Origin of the sequence: Thermoanaerobacterium aotearoense (assembly GCF_009905255.1) — a bacterium.
GTDB classification, from domain to species: domain Bacteria; phylum Bacillota; class Thermoanaerobacteria; order Thermoanaerobacterales; family Thermoanaerobacteraceae; genus Thermoanaerobacterium; species Thermoanaerobacterium aotearoense.
Genome location: NZ_CP047602.1, coordinates 1,511,120 through 1,535,000 on the forward strand (window position 1 = coordinate 1,511,120; position 23,881 = coordinate 1,535,000).

Here is a 23,881-nt window from a genome sequence, read left to right on the forward strand (position 1 = left end):
TATACGATCCAACCGTTTTTCCTCCTCAAAAATCAACTTTTATGCTTTGTACATTTACAACAATATTCTTAACATTGACACCTGTATATGTCTCTATAGTGTATTTGACTTTTTCAATGATATTTGCAGCAACTGTTTTAATGTTGACTCCATATTCAACAACAATGTACAAATCTATAACAATCCCATCTTCATCGTATGCGATCTTTATTCCTTTGCCTGACTGCTCATTTTTAAAAAGCTCTATAAGCCCGTCAGGTCCACGTTTTCCTAAACCTACTATGCCATAACATTCAGATGTAGCATAACTAGCCATAGATGCAATTACATCTGCAGAAATATCTATTTTTCCTAAATTATTTTTTGTTTGCTCCATTTTTACAACCTCCTATTATAATTATATTTTACCTTATCCAATTTAAATCATCAACAAAGAAAAAAATTGTTATATTTTAAGCTAATGCAAATTTTAATTAAAAAGTATTTACAGCTTTAAAATATAATGTTAAAATATCATTGTTGTGTGGATAAAATAAAAGAGTGTGTAGTTATTTTTCTTGAAGTCTATTAATTTTTTTGCTAAAATGTTAGTGTTGACAAAGAGGAGGTGCACATGATGAGAAAATGTGAAGTATGCGGAAAAACACCGATGGCGGGATATCAATACAGTCATTCCCACAGAAAATCAATCAAAAAATGGCAACCAAACTTAAAGCGTGTTAAAGCCATAGTAGACGGTACACCTGTAAGATTGAATGTTTGTACAAAATGCTTAAGATCGGGAAGAGTTAAGAGAGCCATATAAAGAAAGACGTGCATATATGCACGCTTTTTATTTTTTGCTCTTAGTAAATGAAGACAAAAATTTTTTTATAAAATCAGGAATTCTAATGTAGTATATTTTAGGTTCCTTTTTTTTACTCATATACATCCCCCTTTATCCTTTTACTTCTAAACTATTTATCTACTATTTGAAATATGCATTAATAAAATAACCAATCATTATTACAGCAAATCCTAAAAGTATCATCCACAGCCAACTTGGTATGTACAATACAATTATAAATATTCCAAGCGAAATTATAATATATCCAATTGAATAATTCAATCGTTTATTTAATATTCTAACTTTTTTATAAATTTTATTCCACATAAAAATCCACTCCTTTCTTTCAATATTTTATTCGGAAGGAGTGGATTTTGTGCTAATCTTTAGATTTTATCACAAGCAGATAACCACTATTTATCTTTATTTTAATCTTATTATCTGTAAATACATTGCTAATCCCATAAGGCATTTCTAAAGACATATCTTGACCAGATAAAGGATAAAACAACCCTTCGGTGTAAATCCCTCTAACGTCTGCACTGTACGGAATCAATGAAACTACATCACCTGATTTGCCTTCCAATTCGATAAAGTCATCAATGAGATAAACTTCATTATTTTCACTTAAAATTTTTCCCTTTATTTTTCTATTAAGAAGGTACAACAAAAGCGACAAATTCGCTAACGAATGATCAAATCTACTTCCTATCGTCGCTAAATACACAATCTCATTAGCTCCTATTTCTATAGCCTTTATAGTTGCAAGTTGGCTATCCGTCTCGTCTTTCATAGTAGGATGCTTTTCAATGGTTACGCCTTTTTGCAAATAATAATCTATGATCTTATCATCTGCTGAATCCAAATCACCGACGATGTAATTTGGCACTATGCCTAATTTGTACGCTATATTAGCTCCACCATCCGCACAGATTACCGCGTCGCATTCATTGATTGCCTTTTTTAAATAGTTGGAATCTTTAAATTCTCCATTTGAGATAATACAAACCTTCATTTTAGCGCTGCCTCTCTAAGCTTTTTTAAATTCTCACCAGGATCTCCATTGGCAAATATAAACGATCCAGCCACAATCACATCAGCTCCAGCTAAAACTACATCCTTTATATTATCAATATTGATGCCTCCATCCACTTCTATCTTAAAATTCAATCCTTTCTCATTTCTAATGGATGCTAATTCGCGAATTTTTTCATACATGCCATCTATAAATACTTGTCCTCCAAAACCAGGGTTTACAGTCATAATCAATACCATATCAACTGATGATAATACATATCTCAATGTATCTAAAGATGTTGCAGGATTTAATGCTACGCTTGCATTTACACCCATTGATTTTATCAATTGCAAAGTTCTATCTAGATGTACACATGCTTCTTGATGCACTGTTATATTTTTAGCTCCTGCATCGACAAATTCTTTTATGTATTTGTCAGGTTCTTCTATCATTAAATGAACATCAAGCGGAATACCAGTCTTATCTTTTAAAGCATTTAATACCAATGGTCCAATCGTTATATTAGGCACAAAATGACCGTCCATAATATCTATATGTAAATACTCAGGTTTCTCTTTTTCAACTTTTCGTATATCAGATAACAAATTTCCAAAGTCAGCCGATAAAATTGATGGAGAGATTTCCATAATATCAATACCTCCTTCTTCTGTTGGTTTTTAATTCACCATACAAACTTAAATAGTTTGAATACCTTGTTTTATCAATCAGTCCATTTTCAACAGCATCTTTAACTCCACAATTAGGTTCATTAATATGTAAGCATGAATTAAACCTGCAATTTGCCTCAAAGACTTTAAAATCTTTATAAAAATTTTTGAGATTTTTCTCATCAATATTCAGATTCAGCGAAGTAAAGCCAGGCGTATCTAACACGTAACCACCATCAATAGATATTAACTCTACATTTCTTGTCGTATGCTTTCCTCTATTAAGCTTTTCGCTCAAATCTCCAATTTCTTGCCTTTCATGACCATGAACGCAATTTATCAAAGAAGATTTTCCTACACCAGATGGACCTGTAAAAAAAGATGTTTTACCTTTTAGAATTGTTTTTAACTTGTCAATTCCAATGTTGTCGTATTTGGAAGTAGCAATCACTTCATAGCCTAATTTTTTATATATATTGTATATTGGCATGTATTCATCTTCATCAACTAAATCAACCTTATTTATACAGATGATGGGATTTATCTGGTTTACTTCAGTTAATATTATCATTTTATCAAGCTGCAATCTGTTTAAATCAGGATTAACTATCGAAAAAGTAATTATTGCTTGATCCACATTTGACACAGGTGGCCTTACTAATTGGTTTTTCCTGTCATGTATATTAACTATAAATCCATCTTTAAAATTTTGTGATTCCACATCAACATAATCTCCAACAATAGGTATAATATTGGAAATTCTAAATTTGCCACGAGCACGGCATTCTATGATGCCATGCTCGGTGGAAACATAGTAAAAACCTCCAATGCCTTTAACAATTCGTCCTACTAATATCACTAAAATTTCGCCCCCATCGTTTCGTAAACATTGCCGTTTATATCAACTTCAATAACAACATTGCCTTTACCACTAACTGGCACTGTTATTGGGCTGTCTGCATAGGTATACGTATTTGAATACTGCAATGTCTTATTGCCGTCTTGTATCACATAGACATCAACTTTCATAGGACCTTCTTGATTAGGCAAATCAATTGTAATCTCTTTTGTCTTATATCCTTGAGGCAACTGAGTCTGCGTTTGTTGCTGTTGCTGCTGTGTCTGTGTTGATTGACTCACAATCAAATCAATGGATTTGCCTTTTTGAATACTGGTGCCCTGAGGTATGCTTTGCGAAATCACAAAATTATTAGGCACACTATCGCTAAATTGCGTAGTTACATTTCCAACCTTAAGTCCTACATCTTCCAAAGCTTTTGTCGCATCATCAAGCGACATGTTTTGAACATTAGGAACTGTAACCATTTCTGGCCCTTTGCTTACATAAACATCAACGACAGTATTGTATTCAACTTGTACGCCTTGCCTTGGATTTTGATCATATACATACCCATTTGGATAATTATCATTGTAGTCCCAAATTAAATTTGCATTTAACCCACTATTTTTTAATTTCAACTGAGCATCCCTATACTCGCTGCCTATAACGTTTGGGACGACGGAATTTTGCTTTCCCTTGCTAACTACTACATTAACAGTAGAACCCTTCTTTACAGTCTCTCCTGCCGGTGGATCTTGCGACAAAATAGTGTTGGTTGGAGCATCGCTGTATTGACTGTCTGAAATATTTAACTTCAAATTGCTATTTTCCAATATTGTAGTTGCTTTATCCAGCGTTTGACCTTTTATATCAGGCACTTTCACTTCTGCTGCAGTAGCCATGTTGTTTAAAAAATACATAGTACCATAAGACAGTGAAGCCATAAGCGCTAAAATCAATATTGCAATCCCTATATTTCTTAAAATTTTTCTTCCTTTTCTTTTGTTCGGTGTTTTTGAATCCTTGATCTTCTCGTTAATTTCTTCCGCTTTCATAACCCTCGTAACATTGTTGTCAGTCAGATCGCCTATGATCAATTTATCTGGATCGCTTATAAAAGTATCAATATCATTCAAAAGTTCAGCCGCACTTTTATATCTGTAATTTATATCTTTTTCAGTAGCCTTTAAAACTATCTTATCAAGTTTATAAGGTACTCGAGGATTCAACTTTGATGGTGGCACTATGTTTTCCTGTATATGCTTTAATGCAACCGATATTGGGCTCTCACCTTCAAAAGGAACTTTACCAGTTAGCATTTCATACATGACTATTCCAAGCGAATATATATCAGTCTTTTCATCTATAAGAGAGCCTTTCGCTTGCTCTGGCGAAAAATAATAAGCAGTACCAAGGACGTCTCCTCCACCATACGTTATTGTTGATCCATTAGCTGCTCTTGCAATGCCAAAGTCTGTTACCTTTACAATGTTGTCATCTGTCACCAATATATTTTGTGGCTTAATATCCCTGTGAACAATATGATGCTTATGAGCGTGTTCCAACGCTCTACATACTTGCCTTGCTATATCCAAGGATTTTGGTATAGGCAAAGGTCCATTCGTTTCCTTAATTAATTGCTTTAAGGTTTTCCCATTTACATATTCCATTACAATATAGTATATATCTCCTTCTTGTCCAACATCGTATATGCTGACAATATTGGGATGAGAAAGGCTTGCCGCCGCTTGTGATTCTCTTTTGAACCTTCTTACAAACTCTTCGTCTGACACAAACTCCGATCTCAATACCTTTATAGCAACAATTCTATTTAAAAGATGGCATTTTGCCTTATATACTTTTGCCATACCACCTTCGCCTATCTTTTCCAATATCTCATATCGATTTCCAAGCATTTTACCGATCATATTGTCACACCTCCTTTACAGCCACAATGGTTATATTATCAAAGCCGCCATTTTGTTTTGCCATTTTGATCAGATTATCACAAGCCTTATCTATGCTTTCGGAACTGTTAAATTCCTTTAAAATCAAATCATCTGTAAGCATATTTGTTAAGCCATCTGTGCACAGCAAAAAGACATCATTTTCGAAAACATCGCCAGTAAATATATCTACTTCTATTTCTTCATCGATGCCAAGTGCCCTTGTTATAATGTTTTTCTGTGGATGATTTCTTGCTTCTTCATGGGTTATTCTACCTAATTTCACTAATTCTTCCACATAAGAATGATCTTCAGTAATTTGCATGAGTTTATCGCCTCTTATTAAATATGCTCTGCTATCACCTATGTGCCCAATAAAAAATTTCTTATTCTCTATCAAAAGAAGAGTTAGCGTTGTACCCATTCCAGTAAGGTCTATATTTGAAAAAGATTTATTAAAAACGTGAGAGTTTGCGCTTCTAACCGCATCCTCAATAAATTTCTTTATTGAATTATCATTTTTATTACAACTACTATAATTACTAAAAAAATATTTTGTAATGACCTCTATCGCGTATCTGCTTGCAACTTCACCGCCATTGCATCCACCCATACCATCAGCTACAATAAAAAGTTTTATTCTTTCATCTGTAGAAATAAAGTATGAATCTTCATTATTTTCTCTTACATTACCTTTATCAGTAAGTGCATATACTAACATCTAAATTATTTCACCCTTCCAGCTAAGTATTTCCTTCTTAATTGACCGCAAGCTGCATCGATGTCACTGCCAAGTTCGCGCCTCACTGTACATGTAATGCCACTTCTCTCAAGCACATTCTTAAAAGCCATTATTTTCTCATTATCAGCCTTTTCATAGCCAATCTCACTGACGTAATTCACCGGTATTAAATTTACATGGCACAAAAGCCCTTTTAAAAGATTGGACAGTTTTAAGCTCATATCGTAGCTATCATTTACGCCTTTTATAAGCGAATATTCAAAAGTTATCCTTCTATGGGTTTTGTCTATATAGTACCTACAAGCATCAATTAAATCTTTTATAGGATAAACCTTATTTATATGCATTAACTGTGAACGCAAATCATCGGTAGGGGCATGAAGCGAGATAGACAAGTTCACTCCTAAGCCTTCATCTGCAAATTTGTAAATTTTAGGCACAATCCCGCATGTGGAGATAGTAATATGTCTAACACCTATACCCATGCCAAATGGATTATTGACAATTTTTATAAATTTCATAACCTCATCATAATTGTCAAACGGTTCACCACTGCCCATCAATACAATGTTGGATATTTTGCCATAGTCTTTATTCATTATAAGGACTTCGTCTACCATCTCAGATGCCTTTAAATTTCTTACTTTACCTCCAATGCCTGATGCGCAAAATGAGCACTTCATATTACATCCAACTTGAGTAGATATGCAAGATGTATTGCCAAAGCTATACTTTATCGCCACACCTTCAACAATATTTTCATCATCCAGCAAAAAAAGATACTTAGCTGTTGCATCTTCACTTGATACGACTTTTTTTGCAATTTGCAAATTAGACACAAATGCGATATTTTTTAACTTTTGCCTTAAATCTTTCTTTAAATCAGTCATATCGTCAAAATCAACAATGCCCCTATAAATCCACCGAAAAACCTGTTTTGCCCTATACTTTGTTTCACCAATGTCAAGAAAAAACTTTTCAAGTTCCTCAATAGTCATATTCTTTAAATCTATCAATTAAAACGCCTCCAGAATTTCATAGAGATATTATATCACAAATTTAATCATTTCTCTGCAATTTGCATATGAAAAAGCCATCTGTATTATTAACATTTGGCAACAATTGCAAGCAACCTTTGATATCGACTTGCGATTTCAAAGCTTCAGGCAAAAAAGGCGTTATATCTGAAATTTCAAAATTCCTATTTTCATCCAAAAATTTATCTATAATATTCATATTTTCCTCTTTTCCAATTGTACACGTGCTGTACAATATATACCCGCCTTTTTTGACGTATTTAGAACTGGAACTGAGTATACTGTATTGAATGTTATTAAGCTTTTTGATATCTTCTTCCGTATAATCCTTTAATTTTATATCTGGTTTTTTCCTTATGATCCCTATTCCAGTGCATGGAACGTCAGCTAATACCTTGTCTGCCTTGTCTATATATTTTTCATTTATCTTGGTTGAGTCAAATACATACGCATCAACATTGTTTACGCCTAATCTTTTGCAATTCATTTTTATTAAATCAATCTTGTGCTCATGAATATCAAACGCAATAACTTTTCCTTCATTGTTCATTAATTGAGAAATATGCGTAGTCTTCCCTCCTGGTGCGCTACATACATCTATTATAAGATCGCCTAAATTAGGCGACAAAGCTTTAGATATAATCATAGCGCCTTCATCTTGGATCTGTACAAAGCCATCTTTGTAAATTTCATCATCTGCGATATTTTTCAAATCAATATAATAAGCATCATCAACATACAATCCCTTTTTAAAATTCAATCCTCTATCCATCAATATCTTTTCAAACTTTTGCATACCTACCTTCAAAGTATTAAGTCTTACAGATATTTCCGGTCTTTCGTTCAATGACTTTAATATATCCTCAACCACACCTTTGTCATAATTATTTAAAAGTCTTTTTACAATCCATTCAGGATATGAATATTTAAATGCCAAATATTCAACAAGATTCTGGTCAGATTTTAAGACATCAATTTTTTCAGAATTGCGCACATAATTGCGAAGCACAGCATTAACAAACTTAGAAGCGTATGTCCCTGCATATTTCTTGGCAAGATTTACAGCTTCACTAATAGCAGCGTAGTGAGGCACTTTATCCATATAAATTATTTGATATAATCCCATTTCAAGTATTATCAATATTCTATTGTCTATCTTTTTGATACCTTTTGTCGAACAATAGTCAATTATTCTATCTAAAGTTTGTTTTCTCTCTATTGTTCCAAAAACTATTTCTTTAATAAAGCTCCTGTCTACATCACTTAACTCATTGCTGTTAAAATACTTGCTCAATACAATATTTGAATACCCTCTTTTTACAATTATATCATATAAAATTTTAAAAGCCGTATTTCTCTGATTCATTAAAACACCTCTAAAATTTTAATAAATAAGGGATAGAAATTAATCTCTCCTATCCCTTAAAATTATCAGTCTAATAAGATTCATAATAGAAGCAAACGCAGCAGCAACATACGTCAAAGCGGCTGCATTAAGCACCTGCCTTGCTGGGTAAAGCTCATCTCTCATGAAAAGCCCGCCGGATTCCAGAAGTCTTATTGCTCTATTGCTTGCATTAAGTTCTACTGGCAATGTTATTATCTGAAACAAAACAACTGCTGAAAAAAGTATTATGCCTATATCTATCAATTGTGTATAGCCAAACAAAAAACCCATCAGCAAAAGCGGCCATGAAATTGTAGTGCCAATGTTTGCTACAGGTACAATTGCATTTCTCAATTTAAGAGGAATATATCCATTAGCATGCTGTATTGCGTGCCCTGTTTCATGTGCCGCAACACCTATAGCTGCTATAGAATCACTGCCATAAACGGTCTGAGAAAGTCTTAGTACCTTGCTTCTTGGATCATAATGGTCTGTAAGATTGCCTGGTATCATCTCAATGCTTACATCATATAGCCCCGCATCATTTAAAAGTCTTCTTGCCACTTCATAAGCTCTGTATCCATATCTGTTTCTTACACTTGAATACCTGTTAAACGTGCTTTGTACCTTAAATTGAGCGTACATTGCAAGTAAAATTGCAGGCAACAACAATATATACGTAGGATCGTAAAACCAAAACATAAATCCTATCCTCCATTCGTAAAATTGATTATCGCTTTTTCGACTTCATCCAAATTCACTTTTGTGTTGAAGCAAGGGCCATAAGGTCTTATATTTATTATACCATAAACGGGTACTTTTTTCACATCCAGTATTCCACTTGTTAAATCTCTTTCGCATGCAATAGCAATGATGGCTTTTGGCTTAATGTCCATGACAGCTTTTCTCGCTAAAGTGCCTCCAGTTGCAATTGCGACTTTAATACCATACTTCTCTTTTAGCTTTATTAAATCGCTGACTTGACATTTTCCACATCTTCGACAATTATCAATGTCATTGGTAACTTTAAATTTACACTCATTAAACTGTATGCAATGCGGCGTCAATATCAATAGCTCTTCAGGTAAATACTTGCCTTTTCTTGAACTTACTAAAAAGTTATTTATATTTGTAAATGACTGTTGAATCCTTTCCTTCTCTACACCAAATATACCACTCAATATCTCCAAAAATGGATATAACTCATCTATCATCAATAATAATGTTTTATTCAGCATCTCATTGTTTTTCCCTCTATAAATCACATACAGAAAGCCAAAAACTGTAAGAATCAAGACAATAGTAATTGCAGAAAAAGACAAAATTATAAATCCTATTAAAAAATTATACAAAACTGAGCTTCTGTTTCTCACCATATAGAAAAGAAAAAAAATACTTAATGTCATTAACAATATCAATATACTCAATAATCCCAAAAAAATACGTTTTTTCCCATTCAAATTGTTATCCCCTCTAACCGCTCACCCTTTTTTATTAAGTGTCCCCTTAAATAATCTTCAACATTCATCCTTCTCGTGCCTTCACCTTGAATTTCTATTACCTTCAACGCTTCTTTACCGCATTTTATTACCAAAGTATCATCTGAATCAATAATTGTGCCGGGTTTTTCATCACCGAAATAATGATATACATCGGCAGACCAAATTTTTAACATGCTGCCATTATAGTACGTATACGCACCAGGCCATGGCCTTAATCCTCTAATGAGATTTCTTATTTCAACGGCATCTTTTTCCCAATTTATAAGCCCCATCGATTTTTCCAGCATAGGAGCATACGTCGCTTTGCTATCATCCTGTTTTACACTCATTAAAGTACCATTGCTCATCATGCTTATAGCGTCTATTAAAACATCTCCGCCTAATACCGCCAGTTTATCATGTACTGTCTCAGCATTATCCTCTTCTAATATCGGTATTGACTTTTGCAATAAAATGTCACCAGTGTCCAATCCTTTTTCCATATACATTATAGTAATACCTGTCTCTTTTTCGCCGTTTATCACAGCCCAATTTATGGGTGCAGCTCCTCTGTACTTTGGAAGCAAAGATGCATGAACATTTATGCACCCAAATTTCGGGATTTTTAAAATTTCTTCTGGAAGAATTTTGCCATATGCAGCTACAACTATTAATTCAGGATTCAAACCCCTTATTTTTTCAAATGCTTCCTCATTATTTTTTAATTTAAATGGTTGATAAACTTCTATACCATATTTTATGGCAAATTCTTTTACAGGTGGAAAAGACATCTTTTTGCCTCTGCCTTTAGGCTTATCTGGTTGTGTTATAGCCAACATCACATTATGTCCAGATTCAACCAACCTTTTAAGTGAAGGTACAGCAAATTCAGGCGTACCCATAAACACAATGTTCAAGTCACTCCGCCTCCATATTCTCTTCCTCGTCATTTATTATCCTTATAGCTTTATTTACAAACAATATCCCATTTAAATGATCAATTTCATGTGACAATGCTCTGGCTAAAAAATCTTCTCCTTCGATTTCTTTATACTCTCCAGTTCTGTCTTGATACCTTACTCTCACCTTTTTAGGCCGTTTGACTTCTCCTGTCACATTAGGAACGCTTAAGCATCCCTCTTTTCCTATTTGTTCGCCTTCTTCTAATATTATTTCTGGATTTATCAATTCTATCAAACCATCTCCAACGTCCACCACCACAAGTCTTCTTAAAATGCCAATCTGATTTGCAGCAAGTCCGACGCCATCAGCATTATACATAGTTTCAGCCATGTCATCCAAAATCATAATAACATGATCATCTATTTTATCAACATATTTTGCCTTTTTATACAGTATAGGATCTCCAATCTTTCTAATATACCTTAATGCCATATAAATCCTCCTTAAATTAAATTAAGTGGGTCCAAATCATACGATAGTTTGACGCCTTTTATAAAATTATGATTATTTAAAGCATCGCATATATCTTCCAAAACACTTCTTTCGACTGATTTTACAATAATCTGCCATCTATAATTGTTTTTTATCCTTTCTATAGGGGCAGATGACGGACCTAATACTTTATTATAACTCTTTATTTCACTTTTGTTAATAGTTTTAATAATCAAATTATGTGCCAATGCTGCACCAGATATTACGTTATTTCTCTCTGGCCCTGATATCAATATATTCAATAAATGCGTAAAAGGAGGGTACATGTATGTTTCTCTATAATGTATTTCTTCATTGAAAAAGGCCTCATAATCTTGATTCTTTGCAGCTACTATGCTGTAGTTATCATCTTCATATGTCTGAATTATTACCCTTCCTGGCTTTTCTCCTCTGCCAGCCCTTCCAGCTACCTGTGTTAAAAGCTGAAAAGTTCTTTCGCCTGATCTAAAATCAGGTATGTTAAGCGTTATATCCGCCAGAATAACTCCTACCAACGTCACATTTGGTATGTCAAAACCTTTTGAAATCATCTGCGTACCTATTAATACGTCTGCATTTCCGCTTCTAAATTCATTAAATATTTTTTCATGAGCTCCCTTTGTTTTAGTAGTATCGATATCCATTCTCAAAACTCGGCTTTTAGGAAACAGTCGCTTAACTTCCCTTTCTACACGCTCTGTTCCAATGCCTAAATATCTAATTCGCTTGCTTCCACATTTAGGACATACATGAACTGTGCTAATATTATATCCACAATAATGGCATCTTAAATTTCCATCATCGGCATGATATGTAAGTGATATATCACAATTCGGGCACTCAGGAACATATCCGCAATCCCTGCATACGACAAATGAAGAAAATCCCCTTCTGTTTAAAAACAAAATAGTCTGTTCACCTTTAATCAAATTTTTTTTAATTTCATAATAAAGTTTTCTACTAAATATCGAATTATTGCCATCTGCCAATTCACGACTCATATTGACAATTTCAACTTCAGGCAAACTAATCCCTATTCTATTGTTTAATCTTAAAAGTTTATACTCTTTATTGAGAGCTTTATAGTACGTTTCAACCTGAGGCGTTGCCGAACCCAGCAGCAAAACAGCTTTCTCTATCTCGCATCTTTTTTCCGCAACTTCTTTTACATTGTACTTTGGCTTAAAATCAGATTGTTTATAAGTATTTTCATGCTCTTCATCTATTATTATCAACCCTAAATTAGAAAATGGTGCAAATACAGCGTTTCTAACACCAACGACAATTTTTACATCCCCATTTACAATTTTTCTCCATTCGTCAAATCTTTCTCCATCGGATAATCCGCTATGCAAAACAGCAACCAAATTGCCAAATCTTGAAACAAATCTTTCAATAGTTTGAGGCGTTAAAGATATCTCCGGCACCAGAACAATTGCTTCTTTACCTAATTCGATGCACTTCTCAATAAGCTGAAGATAAACTTCTGTTTTCCCACTTCCAGTGACACCAAACAAAAGATACTTCTCAAAGATACCTTTCCCAATGATTTTTTTTATTTCGTTTATGACCTGCTCTTGTTCCTCAGTAGGAACATGCTTTTTAGTTCTATTATAGTCTGTCGCTTTAAACCTATTTATCTCTCTAAAATCTAACTGCAAAATTCCCCTTTTAATCAAACTTCTTACAGTTGAATAACTTACATTTAGGTTTTTTACCAGATCTGATAATATGACTGAATCGTTTATCTTTAAATAATTTATAATTTCAAGTTGCCTCTGAGTAATTTTGCAATCATCAACAAAATCATTATTAAGCCTAACTGTCTTTACCTTTTTTATGCCACTTTTTGTCCCTGATGGTATAATACATTGCAAACTTTCAGAAATGTTGCATTTATAGTAATCTTTCATCCAAAAAGCTAAATCTAACAATTTATCATCAAACAATGCAATATCATCAACAACACCAATTATTGGCTTTATCTTGTCTATTGGTACGCCTGTTTTTTCTGATAAATTTATAACGTAGCCTTCTACTGTGCTTCTATTTACAGGCACTAAAACTTTAGCACCTATTTTTATATTGTCAATGCCATCTGGCACAATGTAAGTTAAAATCTTATCGATATTTCGTGAATGCTCACTTAAGACAACATCAGCAAACATAAATACCCCCATAAAAAAAAGCCGCTTTAGGCTATCTAATAAAAAGATTTTTTATCTCATCAAGTATTACATGGGCTACATCGGTTTTGCTCATTAAAGGGTACTCTTTTACGTTCATATTCTTGTCTATGATGTTAACTATATTTGTATCACCCGAAAATCCAGCACCTTCTTTTAAAACATCATTAGCAACTATCAAATCCAAATTTTTTCTTATAATCTTGGCTTTAGCACTCTCTATCAGATTTTCAGTTTCTGCAGCAAAACCGACTAAAAAAGTATTGCCTTTTTCTTTACCAAACTCATATAAAATATCTGGGTTTCTAACCAACTTCAATACAAGTGCATCGTCACTTTTTTTTATTTTGTTAACCTCATATATCGCTGGTCGATAATCAGCAACAGCCGCAGCTCCAATAAAAACATCGACTTTGCCCTTAAATTTCATAACCACATTGTACATTTCAAGAGCGGTATTTACGTGTATAGTCTCAACATCGACTGGATCTTCTATACTTGTAGGGCCTGAAATCAAAATAACTTTAGCCCCTCGAGATTTTGCAGCCTTTGCAATTTCAAAACCCATTTTTCCAGAAGAACGATTTGTAATATATCTTACTGGATCAATTGGTTCGACTGTAGGACCTGCTGTGACCAAAACAGTAATACCATCATAATCATTCTTTTCTGTTCCTAATAATTCCAATATTTTTTTCTCTATATCCTCAATTTTTGCTAATTTACCTTTGCCAAATGTACCGCAGGCTAATCTTCCCTCTTCAGGTTCTATTATAGAATATCCAATAGACTTAAGCTTCTTTAAATTTTCTTGAAATAGCATGTTTTGATACATGTTTGTATTCATCGCAGGTGCAATAACGATTTTTGCATCAGTAGCCATTATAGTAGTTGTAAGCATATCGTCTGCTATACCATTGGCTATTTTGCCTATTATATTTGCCGTAGCAGGAACGATAGCAAACACATCCGCCTTTTCTGCCAACGCTATGTGCTCTATCTCCCAAAACTTAGGACTATCAAACATATCAACTACAACTTTATTATGCGATAGTGATTCAAAAGTCAATGGAGAAATAAATTTTGTAGCAGACTCTGTCATTATTACATCGACATTTATATTTTTTTTAACAAGTCTTGAAACCAAATCTGCTGACTTATATGCAGCAATACCGCCAGTAACACCAATGACCACATTTTTTGTATAATCCATTAAAACACCTTCTATTTTAAACCGAATTTTTGCCTTTCAAATGTTATAAGTCCTTTATTTATTTCCTCAGTAGCAATTGTCACAGGTTTTTTTGAATCTGTCTCTACAAGACTTGGTTCACCATTTATTAATTGTCTTGCACGTTTTGAAACCAAAGCGCACAAAGTATATTTACTGTCAATTTTATTCATTAAATCTACTATTGATGGATATAAAATCATTTAACATCTCTCCTTTATTTCAAGATATAATCCTTTATTTCTATCAACCCTACATTTTTCAGCTTTTATAATGGCAAGGATTTTATCAACAGCTAAATCAACATCATCATTTATAACAACATAATTATATCTGGAGACGAAATTTATTTCTTCGTAAGCACTTTTAAATCTTTTTAAAATCTCTTCTTCTGTTTCTGTCCCCCTCTTTTTGATTCTATTCTTAAGCTCCTCCATAGACGGCGGCAAAATAAATACAAAAACACCTTCCGGATATTTGTCCTTAACTTTTAAAGCGCCTTGAATGTCTATCTCTAAAATTACATCATGACCTTCATCTATGTTTCTTTGCACAAACTCTTTTGGTGTCCCATAATAATTATCGTACACCTTCGCCCACTCTAAAAGCATATTATTTTCAATAAGCATCTTAAACTTTTCAACAGTGGTGAAAAAATAGTTCTCACCATCAACCTCGCCATTGCGAGGTTTTCTAGTAGTCATTGATATACTTAATTTAAGATTTTCATCTTTTTTTAAAAGTGCTTTGCAAACTGTTCCTTTTCCAGCTCCAGATGGACCAGATATTACAATCAATAAACCTTTATTGTACAATAACATCATTCCCCTTAATCTTCAGATTCTTCTTCAACAATTTCTTCATCAATTATGTCTTTCGAATTCAATCTATTTGCAACTGTCTCAGGCTGAACTGCCGATAATATTATGTGGTCGCTGTCTGTTATTATAACAGCTCTAGTCCTTCTACCATATGTAGCATCAATAAGCATACCTCTGTCCCGCGCCTCTTGAATAATTCTTTTTATAGGAGCAGACTCAGGACTAACAATGGCTACTAATCTATTTGCCGAAATAATATTGCCAAACCCTATGTTTATTAGTTTGATGGCCATAATAATTATCCTCCTACTCTATATTTTGCACTTGCTCCCTTATTTTTTCTATCTGATCTTTCAATTCTATAACTCCGTTTATTATGTCAAGATCTATTGATTTAGATCCGATTGTATTTGCCTCTCTGTTCATCTCTTGTGTCAAGAAATCTAACTTTTTGCCTACAGGCATAGAACTCTCCAACGAAAACCTAAACTGACTAATATGGCTTTTAAACCTTGTTATCTCTTCTGAAATGCTCGTTCTATCAGCCATTATAGCTACTTCAGTTAAAAACCTACTTTGATCAAATTCATCTCCAATCAGTTCGCTTATACGAATCTCCAGTTTCCTCTTATACTCGTTTATAACAACTGGTCCTCTTTCCTCTATTTTTTCAATTATGCCACTTAGCATGTCCAATCTATTTATTATATCGTCTTTTAATTTTATACCTTCTAAAACCCTCATGTCAATCACATTTTTTATGCTCATATCTAATGCTTTTTCCAGCACAGTCCATACGTCATCAATATTTACATCTGTGCTTTTTACATCTATTATCCCAGGCATCGATAAAATGTCGGTTGCTTTTATATCACCTACAAGATTGACACTTTCTTTCAAGCTGCGGATTATATTTATGTATTGATTTAAAAGATCATGATTTATCTCAAGTATGTCAAGGCCTTTTTCAGGCGATTCAAAAGAAATATTTACTTCCACTCTACCCCTTTTAATGGTATCACTAATCTTAATCCTAATTCTATCTTCCAATCCACTTAAAACTTTAGGAAGCTTTAACGACAAATCCAGAAACCTATGGTTTAAAGTTTTTATTTCAACTAAGACGTGAAAGCCATTTTCATTCGCTTCCCCTCTGCCAAAGCCAGTCATGCTTTTTATCATCATATCACCCATCAATATTATAATCAACATTATTTCTTTCTAAACAATGTCTATATCGCCAGTAAAAACTTTTTCGGCTTTACCTGTTAAATAAATATTGTTATCAGATGTCCATTCAATATACAGATCACCCTTTTTGAAATGAACATAAACATTTCTCATTGTCCTATTTGTCAATGCAGAAGCAACTGCAGAAGCACAAGCACCTGTTCCACACGCGAGAGTCAAGCCTGCACCTCTCTCCCAAGTTCTAACTGTAATATTATTTTCATCTTCAACTTTGACAAAATCAACATTTGTTCCACGTGGAAATATCTGTAACTTTTCAATTAATGGGCCCACATTCACAATTATGTTTTCGTCAATAGAATTAACAAAAATAACAGTATGCGGCACTCCAACTAATAGGGAAGTTACAATGTAAGTTTTACCATCTATTTTTATCGTTTCTTCCACAAACTGATTTTTATCTGTTTTTACAGGAATTAAATCAGGCCTAAAAATAGGATTTCCCATATGAACTCTTACTTTATCCACCACATCATCTTCAAATATCAATTCTGGCATTACAATGCCAGACAATGTCTCTACAGACATTTTCCCTTTTGAAACTATGCCATTTTCATAGACGTACTTTGCGAAGCAGCGTGCTCCATTTCCGCACATTTCTGCTTCACTTCCATCAGAATTGATTATTCTCATCTTAATATCTGCTATTCCAGATGGCTCCACTATCAAAAGACCATCTCCGCCTATGCCAAAATGTCTATCACACAGTTTTCTTGCTAACACGTCATACTCTAATTCTTTGTTTTCTAAGTTTTCTAACACTATAAAATCATTGCCTAATCCAGTCATCTTTGTAAATTTCATAACTTTTTCACCTCTTACCACAAATAACGCATATATATTATAACATAAATTTATAAAAAACTGGTCATATAATTTGTTCAATTAATTTTTTGCAATCATCATATCATTGGTTTATTTGTAATAAGTTTATGCCGTGGTATACTATTAAATAGAATTGCATTTAGAAAGGAATGTTCAACATGGCTTTGGATGGCATAACACTATATGGAATAGTCAATGAACTAAAAAGCACATTGTTAGATGGGAAAATAGATAAAATATATCAACCTGAAAAAGATGAAATCATAATTTTTGTCAGAAATAACGGCAACAATTATAAATTGCTTTTATCATCAAATGCAAATTTCCCAAGAGTATATTTAACAGATGAAAATAAAGAAAATCCCATTACTCCTCCTATGTTTTGCATGTTACTTCGGAAGTATCTACAAGGTGGGAAAATTATAGATATATACCAAAGAGGATTTGACAGAATTTTATTCATTGATGTTTTAAGTCGCGATGAATTAGAAAAAGAAATCATAAAAACATTAGTAATAGAAATAATGGGAAGATACAGCAATATCATATTAATAGACAAAGAAAGCAAAATAATTGTCGATAGCATTAAACGCGTGTACAAAGACATGAGCAAAATACGCGAAATAGTTCCTGATGTCAAATATGAGATGCCACCACTACAAGATAAATTTACAATTCAAAATTTTACAAAAGAAGATTTATCAAGAGAATTAAAATTAAAAAGCGGTAAAAAAGTTGATAAAGCTCTTTTGGAACTTTTTGAAGGATTTAGTCCTGTTCTATCAAGAGAAATTGCATATAGAAGCTCAATATACGACAAATACGTTGATGAATTAACTCAGAATGATATGGAAAAATTAAATTTAAATCTTAACATTTTAAAGAATCATATAGATAATTCAACCTTTAAACCATGTATTGCTTACATTGACGGAAATCCATTGGAATTCTCGATTATTGAGCTTACACAATATGAAAATTTAATATTTTACAAAAGCATAAATGAAGCAGCTTTAAATTTTTATAAAGAAAAGGCCAACGCAGAAAACATGCGAGGGCGATCTCATGATTTAAAAAAGCTAATTCAAAACCTCTTAGAAAAGCTATATAATAAAGTCGAGAAACAAGTAGAAGAATTAAAAGAAGCAAAAAATGCTGATATATATAGACTATACGGTGAACTCATAACAAATAATCTATATAGATTTAAAGGTAAAACAGACGTGTTAAAAACTACAAATTACTACACCGGAGAGGAAATTTCTATACCTCTTGATATACGTTATACTCCAAATGAAAATGCCCAAATATATTTTAAAAAATACAGCAAAATGAAAAATGCAGTTGAAATTCTCTCTAAGCAAATAGAAGAAACAAAACGAGAAATAGAGTATTTAGAAGGACAACTTTTAAACGTTGAACAATCAACGCTTCCTTCTGAAATAGAAGAAATAAGAGAAGAATTATCTGACTTAGGATATATAAAAAAGAAAAAAATAAGTAAACGTCAAAAGACAATATCAAAACCGCTGCATTTCGTTTCGTCGAATAATTTCGATATATATGTTGGGAAAAATAATGTTCAAAATGATTACCTGACGACTAAATTTGCAGATTCTGAAGATATTTGGCTACATACTAAAGACATACCAGGCTCACATGTCATAATTAAGACTCAAGGTAAAACTGTTCCTGACAGCACCATTTTAGAAGCTGCGAAATTAGCAGCAACGTATAGCAAAGCAAAAAACTCCTCAAATGTACCAGTTGATTACACGTTAAGAAAGTATGTTAAGAAACCAGCAGGAGCAAAACCAGGTTTCGTAATTTACACAAATCAAAAAACATTATATGTAACGCCTGATAATAAGTAGGTATTGTGCCTACTTATTTGTCTTTAGTGGGACTTCAAAGATGGATTTATAAACTCTTCTATTATTCTCCAGCTTGCTTTCCATAAGATATATATTTGATACTTCAAAGTAGTCAGAATCTAATTTATATAGGTTGCTTATTTCTTCTATGCTCTTTTTCAAAATAATATCTCTTGCAACAGTTATATGAGCTTTAAATTTTCTATCGTCTTTTTTAAATCCCACTTTAGATAATTCTGTTTCGATGGCATCATGTAATAATATAAGGTTATTATCATTTTTAACATCTATCCATAGCACTCTTATACTATCTTTTCCTTTAAAACAACCAATTTTATTTAATCTAATATAAAAAGATTTAAAATTCACAGAAATATCATCTATTGTCTTTCTTATTTCACTAACTTGTTTTTCATTTATTTCGCCAAAAAATTTAAGAGTTATATGTAAATTATCTTCATTTGTCCATCTTCCTTTTATTGTATATTTCTTTAACTCCTCTTGCAATTTCTTAACATCGTTTATGATATTCTCACTTAATTTAACAGCTAAAAAAGCTCTCATATTTCCTCCATCATGTATATTTTCAATTATTTCCCTGGAAATTGTGCCTAGAAAATTCATCTTTAACAATACTCATTAACCATTCGTTTATATATCGGCCATGTTTATATACAACTTCCCTCAGCAATCCTTCTTTTTTAAAGCCACATTTTTCATAACATCTTATTGCTCTCTCATTAAAATCATATACTTTTAATTCAACTCGATGCAAATTTAATTCATTAAATATAAAATCCAATAAAGTCATTATTGCTTCTGAACCAAGTCCTCTATTTCTATACTTTTCCTCACCTATCATTATCGCAATTTCACAATGTCTATTTTTCCAATCTACATTGCCATATGAAATATTGCCTATATATTCTTTAGTTTCATTATAAATAATTGCAAATTCACCTGACTCATTAGGATTTGCTTTCTTACTAAGCCACTCTGAAACTGAACCTTCTGTCACAGGATATGGTATACCAGGCATCAAAAAATTTCTACTATCTTCACTATTGCGAAATTCTACAAATTTCTTAATATATTTAGGTTCAAACGGTACAAGTTCAACATTTTTACTTTTTAACATTCTTTCACTTCCTTTCTTATGATTTTAACGCTTATTATATCATAAAAATCAAAAAAGAGATAGTCCATTTAAAACAGACTACCTCTTTTATAAATTTTTACCGGCAGCGACCTACTCTCCCGAGTAATCAGTACCATCGGCGCTGGAGGGCTTCACTTCCGTGTTCGGTATGGGAACGGGTTTTTAACCTCCGTTATTGCCACCGGAAATCTTTCGTTCATTTCCTTCTAAATGAACTTTGAATACTGCACAATGCTTCTTTTGGTCAAGTCCTCGACTTATTAGTACCGGTCAGCTTAAAGTATTTCTACTCTTACACCTCCGGCCTATCTACCTCGTCTTCTTCAAGGTGTCTTACTCCTTTCGGATGGGAAATCTTATCTTGAGGTGGGTTTCACGCTTAGATGCTTTCAGCGTTTATCCCTTCCAAACTTGGCTACCCAGCTGTGCGTACGGCTACGCAACTGGTACACCATCGGTTTGTCCACCCCGGTCCTCTCGTACTAAGGGCAGATCCTCTCAAATTTCCTGCGCCCGCGACGGATAGGGACCGAACTGTCTCACGACGTTCTGAACCCAGCTCGCGTACCGCTTTAATGGGCGAACAGCCCAACCCTTGGGACCTACTTCAGCCCCAGGATGCGATGAGCCGACATCGAGGTGCCAAACCTCCCCGTCGATGTGGACTCTTGGGGGAGATCAGCCTGTTATCCCCAGGGTAGCTTTTATCCGTTGAGCGACGGCAATCCCATTCTCTACCGCCGGATCACTAAGCCCGACTTTCGTCCCTGCTCGAATTGTCTTTCTCGCAGTTAGGCTACCTTCTGCCTTTGCACTCTTACGCGCGATTTCCTTCCGCGCTGAGGTAACCTTTGGACGCCTCCGTTACTTTTTAGGAGGCGACCGCCCCAGTCAAACTGCCCGCCTGTCAGTGTCCATATGCCGGCTTACGGCTCCTATGTTAGAATTTCGGTAATATCAGGGTGGTATCCCAACGTTGGCTCCATATAGGCTGGCGCCCATATCTCTCCGCCTCCCACCTATCCTGTACAGATATTACTAAAATTCAGTGACAAGCTGCAGTAAAGCTCCATGGGGTCTTTCTGTCCTGTCGCGGGTAACTCGCATCTTCACGAGTACTACAATTTCACCGGGTCCCCCTTCAAGACAGCGCCCAAGTCGTTACGCCTTTCGTGCAGGTCGGAACTTACCCGACAAGGAATTTCGCTACCTTAGGACCGTTATAGTTACGGCCGCCGTTTACTGGGGCTTAAGTTCAGAGCTTTGGATTTTCTCCTGACCCTTCCCCTTAACCTTCCAGCACCGGGCAGGCGTCAGCTCCTATACTTCGTCTTTCGACTTAGCAGAAACCTGTGTTTTTGGTAAACAGTCGCTTGGGCCTCTTCTCTGCGGCCTTTCGGCACTCCTTCTCCCGAAGTTACGGAGTCTTTTTGCCGAGTTCCTTAATGAGGGTTCTCCCGCTCGTCTTTGGATTCTCTCCTCGCCTACCTGTGTCGGTTTGTGGTACGGGCACCTCATCCTCGATAGCAACTTTTCTTGGCAGCCCCTTCGAAACTTCGCCTTGCGGCTCCCCATCACAGCTCTTATGAGCTTTGGTACTTCACTCAAAGCTCTTTTCGTCGCTGCTTGGACGTGCTCTACCAACCGCACGCTTTTCTTATCTCGCTGCGTCCTTGCTTCTCTTTTGGCGGATTTCGGTGGTACCGGATTTATTACCGGTTCTCCATCGCCTACGCTTTCGCCTCGGCTTAGGTCCCGACTTACCCTGGGCGGATTATCCTTCCCCAGGAATCCTTAGGCTTTCGACGGTAAGGTTTCTCGCCTTACTCTCGTTACTTATACCGGCATTCTCTCTACTGTACTGTCCAGATTCGCTTTCGCTTATCCTTCGTCCTGTACAGTACGCTCCCCTACCATTCTTTTTTAGAATCCGTAGCTTCGGTGGCATGTTTTAGCCCCGTTTATTTTCGGCGCGGGATTTCTCGACCAGTGAGCTATTACGCACTCTTTGAATGTATGGCTGCTTCTAAGCCAACATCCTGGTTGTCTTGGAAATCCTACTTCCTTTACCACTTAACATGCTCTTTGGGACCTTAGCTGTCGGTCTGGGCTCTTTCCCTTTTGACCACGGATCTTATCACTCGTAGTCTGACTCCCAGGGTCTCAATATGGCATTCGGAGTTTGATAGGCTTCGGTAACCTTTTTGGCCCCTTGTCCATTCAGTGCTCTACCTCCATATTTCCTTCCCCCTGAGGCTAGCCCTAAAGCTATTTCGGGGAGAACCAGCTATCTCCGAGCTCGATTGGAATTTCTCCGCTACCCACAATTCATCCCATGACTTTTCAACGTCAACGTGGTTCGGGCCTCCACCAGATCTTACTCCGGCTTCACCCTGATCATGGGTAGGTCGCACGGTTTCGGGTCTATGATATGCAACTTTCGCCCTTTTAAGACTCGCTTTCGCTTCGGCTCCGCTTTCGCTTAACCTCGCTGCATATCTATAACTCGCCGGTCCGTTCTACAAAAAGTACGTGGTCGCTTTCGCTTCCACTGCTTGTGGACATATGGTTTCAGGTTCTCTTTCACTCCCCTCCCGGGATTCTTTTCACCTTTCCCTCACGGTACTATGCGCTATCGGTCACTTAGGAGTATTTAGCCTTGGGAGATGGTCCTCCCGTCTTCCCACCGGGTTGCCTATCCTGTGGTACTCTGGATCCCACTCGGTATATTTCGCTTTCGCCTACAGGGCTTTCACCTTCTTTGGCCTGCCTTCCCAGGTCTGTTCGGCTTCGCTTTATATACCTTATCGTGGTCCTAAACCCCATCACCAATGGTGATGGTTTGGGCTCCTTCCTTTTCGCTCGCCACTACTCAGGAAATCGACTTTTTCTTTCTTTTCCTCGCGCTACTTAGATGTTTCAGTTCACGCGGTTTCCCCTCCTCATGGCTATGTGTTCACCATGGGATGCTTAAGTATTACCTTAAGCGGGTTTCCCCATTCGGATATCTCCGGATCTACGTCTGCTTGCGACTCCCCGGAGCGTTTCGCCGCTTGCTGCGTCCTTCTTCGGCTCTAAGTGCCTGGGCATCCACCATACGCCCTTTCTAACTTGACCTATTTCCATTGCTTTTTGAAAATATTATTAACGCTCA

Annotated in this window: 23 protein-coding genes and 2 rRNA genes; 2 read left to right on the forward strand and 23 right to left on the reverse strand. The window is 35.2% G+C overall.

Annotated features, from left to right (window positions below; translation table 11 throughout):
• Positions 1-25 precede the first annotated feature (25 nt).
• A complete protein-coding gene (locus tag GSH73_RS07620; protein ID WP_013788152.1) occupies positions 26-376 on the reverse strand; it encodes an Asp23/Gls24 family envelope stress response protein in 351 nt (116 codons plus the stop codon).
• A 240-nt stretch (positions 377-616) separates the two neighbouring features.
• Between GSH73_RS07620 and rpmB the strand changes: the two genes are divergently transcribed.
• The gene (rpmB, locus tag GSH73_RS07625) at positions 617-805 is read left to right on the forward strand and encodes a 50S ribosomal protein L28 (RefSeq protein ID WP_082243678.1); all 189 of its coding nucleotides are present in this window, start codon (positions 617-619) and stop codon (positions 803-805) included.
• Between the two features lie 400 nt (positions 806-1,205).
• Here rpmB and GSH73_RS07635 read toward each other — a convergent pair whose 3' ends face one another.
• From GSH73_RS07635 to dapF, 18 genes are all read right to left on the reverse strand, one after another.
• Positions 1,206-1,841: a thiamine diphosphokinase gene (locus GSH73_RS07635; RefSeq protein ID WP_014758601.1), complete on the reverse strand. Its 636-nt coding sequence runs from the start codon at positions 1,839-1,841 to the stop codon at positions 1,206-1,208.
• On the reverse strand, positions 1,838-2,491 hold the full coding sequence (gene rpe / locus GSH73_RS07640) for a ribulose-phosphate 3-epimerase (RefSeq protein WP_014758600.1): 654 nt from the start codon (positions 2,489-2,491) through the stop codon (positions 1,838-1,840). Before rpe ends, GSH73_RS07635 begins: the two co-directional genes overlap by 4 nt.
• Before the next feature lie 4 nt (positions 2,492-2,495).
• A complete protein-coding gene (rsgA, locus tag GSH73_RS07645; RefSeq protein ID WP_014758599.1) occupies positions 2,496-3,371 on the reverse strand; it encodes a ribosome small subunit-dependent GTPase A in 876 nt (291 codons plus the stop codon).
• On the reverse strand, positions 3,371-5,281 hold the full coding sequence (gene pknB, locus GSH73_RS07650; RefSeq protein WP_014758598.1) for a Stk1 family PASTA domain-containing Ser/Thr kinase: 1,911 nt from the start codon (positions 5,279-5,281) through the stop codon (positions 3,371-3,373). Before pknB ends, rsgA begins: the two co-directional genes overlap by 1 nt.
• A gap of 4 nt (positions 5,282-5,285) precedes the next feature.
• Positions 5,286-6,020: a Stp1/IreP family PP2C-type Ser/Thr phosphatase gene (locus GSH73_RS07655; protein WP_014758597.1), complete on the reverse strand. Its 735-nt coding sequence runs from the start codon at positions 6,018-6,020 to the stop codon at positions 5,286-5,288.
• Between the two features lie 5 nt (positions 6,021-6,025).
• Positions 6,026-7,057 carry a dual-specificity RNA methyltransferase RlmN gene (gene rlmN / locus GSH73_RS07660; RefSeq protein ID WP_014758596.1) on the reverse strand — a complete coding sequence of 344 codons (1,032 nt, stop codon included), beginning with the start codon at positions 7,055-7,057 and terminating at the stop codon, positions 6,026-6,028.
• A gap of 43 nt (positions 7,058-7,100) precedes the next feature.
• Complete coding sequence (rsmB, locus tag GSH73_RS07665; protein ID WP_014758595.1) at positions 7,101-8,444, reverse strand: 16S rRNA (cytosine(967)-C(5))-methyltransferase RsmB; 1,344 nt, start codon at positions 8,442-8,444, stop codon at positions 7,101-7,103.
• Positions 8,445-8,483: 39 nt separating this feature from the next.
• Positions 8,484-9,167 carry a zinc metallopeptidase gene (locus GSH73_RS07670; RefSeq protein ID WP_014758594.1) on the reverse strand — a complete coding sequence of 228 codons (684 nt, stop codon included), beginning with the start codon at positions 9,165-9,167 and terminating at the stop codon, positions 8,484-8,486.
• 5 nt (positions 9,168-9,172) lie between these two features.
• Complete coding sequence (locus GSH73_RS07675) at positions 9,173-9,787, reverse strand: DUF116 domain-containing protein (protein ID WP_233432474.1); 615 nt, start codon at positions 9,785-9,787, stop codon at positions 9,173-9,175.
• 134 nt (positions 9,788-9,921) lie between these two features.
• Complete coding sequence (fmt, locus tag GSH73_RS07680) at positions 9,922-10,863, reverse strand: methionyl-tRNA formyltransferase (RefSeq protein ID WP_014758592.1); 942 nt, start codon at positions 10,861-10,863, stop codon at positions 9,922-9,924.
• 1 nt (position 10,864) lies between these two features.
• Entirely contained in the window at positions 10,865-11,341 is a 477-nt protein-coding gene (def, locus tag GSH73_RS07685; protein ID WP_014758591.1) for a peptide deformylase, read from the reverse strand.
• A gap of 11 nt (positions 11,342-11,352) precedes the next feature.
• A complete protein-coding gene (gene priA / locus GSH73_RS07690; protein WP_014758590.1) occupies positions 11,353-13,548 on the reverse strand; it encodes a primosomal protein N' in 2,196 nt (731 codons plus the stop codon).
• 31 nt (positions 13,549-13,579) lie between these two features.
• The gene (gene coaBC / locus GSH73_RS07695; RefSeq protein WP_014758589.1) at positions 13,580-14,779 is read right to left on the reverse strand and encodes a bifunctional phosphopantothenoylcysteine decarboxylase/phosphopantothenate--cysteine ligase CoaBC; all 1,200 of its coding nucleotides are present in this window, start codon (positions 14,777-14,779) and stop codon (positions 13,580-13,582) included.
• Between the two features lie 11 nt (positions 14,780-14,790).
• Positions 14,791-15,000, reverse strand: coding sequence for a DNA-directed RNA polymerase subunit omega (rpoZ, locus tag GSH73_RS07700; protein WP_014758588.1), 210 nt, complete (start codon positions 14,998-15,000; stop codon positions 14,791-14,793).
• Positions 15,001-15,618, reverse strand: coding sequence for a guanylate kinase (gene gmk / locus GSH73_RS07705; RefSeq protein ID WP_014758587.1), 618 nt, complete (start codon positions 15,616-15,618; stop codon positions 15,001-15,003).
• Between the two features lie 8 nt (positions 15,619-15,626).
• Positions 15,627-15,911: an extracellular matrix/biofilm regulator RemA gene (gene remA, locus GSH73_RS07710; RefSeq protein ID WP_014758586.1), complete on the reverse strand. Its 285-nt coding sequence runs from the start codon at positions 15,909-15,911 to the stop codon at positions 15,627-15,629.
• A gap of 13 nt (positions 15,912-15,924) precedes the next feature.
• On the reverse strand, positions 15,925-16,830 hold the full coding sequence (locus GSH73_RS07715; protein ID WP_014758585.1) for a YicC/YloC family endoribonuclease: 906 nt from the start codon (positions 16,828-16,830) through the stop codon (positions 15,925-15,927).
• Between the two features lie 9 nt (positions 16,831-16,839).
• Positions 16,840-17,673: a diaminopimelate epimerase gene (gene dapF / locus GSH73_RS07720; protein ID WP_014758584.1), complete on the reverse strand. Its 834-nt coding sequence runs from the start codon at positions 17,671-17,673 to the stop codon at positions 16,840-16,842.
• A gap of 179 nt (positions 17,674-17,852) precedes the next feature.
• Here dapF and GSH73_RS07725 point away from each other — a divergent pair, with 179 nt between their 5' ends.
• On the forward strand, positions 17,853-19,568 hold the full coding sequence (locus tag GSH73_RS07725; protein WP_014758583.1) for an Rqc2 family fibronectin-binding protein: 1,716 nt from the start codon (positions 17,853-17,855) through the stop codon (positions 19,566-19,568).
• Between the two features lie 9 nt (positions 19,569-19,577).
• Here the strand turns inward: GSH73_RS07725 and thpR are convergent, their stop codons facing one another.
• The 4 genes from thpR to GSH73_RS07745 form a co-directional block, all read right to left on the reverse strand.
• A complete protein-coding gene (gene thpR / locus GSH73_RS07730; protein WP_014758582.1) occupies positions 19,578-20,192 on the reverse strand; it encodes an RNA 2',3'-cyclic phosphodiesterase in 615 nt (204 codons plus the stop codon).
• Positions 20,155-20,706: a GNAT family N-acetyltransferase gene (locus GSH73_RS07735; RefSeq protein WP_014758581.1), complete on the reverse strand. Its 552-nt coding sequence runs from the start codon at positions 20,704-20,706 to the stop codon at positions 20,155-20,157. The genes thpR and GSH73_RS07735 overlap by 38 nt, the downstream gene beginning before the upstream one ends.
• 98 nt (positions 20,707-20,804) lie before the next feature.
• Positions 20,805-20,913 (reverse strand): 5S ribosomal RNA (rrf, locus tag GSH73_RS07740).
• A gap of 54 nt (positions 20,914-20,967) precedes the next feature.
• Positions 20,968-23,844, reverse strand: a 23S ribosomal RNA gene (locus GSH73_RS07745).
• Between the last annotated feature and the right edge of the window lie 37 nt (positions 23,845-23,881).